This is a genomic window from Streptomyces sp. WM6378 (assembly GCF_001279695.1).
Lineage (GTDB): Bacteria > Actinomycetota > Actinomycetes > Streptomycetales > Streptomycetaceae > Streptomyces.
The window spans coordinates 1-939 of the sequence record NZ_LGDD01000149.1; the positions used below are offsets into that span (position 1 = coordinate 1).

1 protein-coding gene and 1 pseudogene are annotated in these 939 nt (G+C 67.1%); both read right to left on the reverse strand.

What is annotated here, in order from left to right; translation table 11 throughout:
* Positions 1-351 (reverse strand): annotated as a pseudogene (locus tag ADK54_RS14775) (potassium-transporting ATPase subunit B); the annotation flags it as partial.
* On the reverse strand, positions 348-939 hold a 592-nt coding region (locus tag ADK54_RS14780; protein WP_199826965.1), incomplete at its 5' end, for a potassium-transporting ATPase subunit KdpA. The pseudogene ADK54_RS14775 and the gene ADK54_RS14780, both read right to left, overlap by 4 nt.

Sequence of the window (939 nt, forward strand, 5' to 3'; positions counted from 1 at the left end):
GCGGCCCTCGGCGACGGCCTCCGCCAGGTTGGCGAAGATCGTGGTCAGCCACAGCCAGCCGGCGATCGCCCAGCCGAACCAGTCCCCCGGGCTCTTGATCGCCAGGACCGTGGTGAGGACCGAGCCGATCTCCACCACGAACATGACCGGAGACTTGACCATCGTCTTCGGATTGAGCTTCCTGACCGCATCCGGGAAGGACTTGACCAGCGCCTTGGGGTCGAACATGCCGCCCCCGACCCGCCCGGCCTCGGGCTTGTGCCCGCTGGGGAGGTCACTGTGGGGAGCGCGCGTGGGTGTTGCGGTGGACATGGAGCCGGGCTCCTCAGACTTCTTCGTGTCGGTGGTCATGACGCCAGCCCCTCCGCGAGCGGGCCGAGCGCCAGCGCCGGGAAGTAGGTCAGACCCGCGACGATCATCACGGTGCCGACCAGCAGGCCGGTGAACAGCGGCTTGTTGGTGCGCAGGGTGCCCGCCGTCTCCGGGATGGGCTTCTGCTCGGCGAGCGAGCCCGCCAGCGCAAGCACGAACACCATCGGCACGAACCGGCCGAGCAGCATCGCGAGACCGATGCTGGTGTTGAACCACGGCGTGTTCGCGTTCAGGCCCGCGAACGCGGAGCCGTTGTTGTTGGCACCCGAGGTGTAGGCGTACAGGACCTCGGAGAAACCGTGCGCGCCCGAGTTCGTCATCGAGGTGAGCGTCGACGGCATCGCCATCGCGATCGCCGTGAAGATCAGCACCAGGGCCGGGGTGATGAGGATGTAGCAGGCCGCGAACTTGATCTCGCGCGTGCCGATCTTCTTGCCCAGGTACTCGGGCGTACGCCCCACCATCAGACCCGCGATGAACACCGCGATGATCGCCATGATCAGCATGCCGTACAGGCCGGAACCGGTACCACCCGGCGCGATCTCACCCAGCTGCATGCCCAGCATG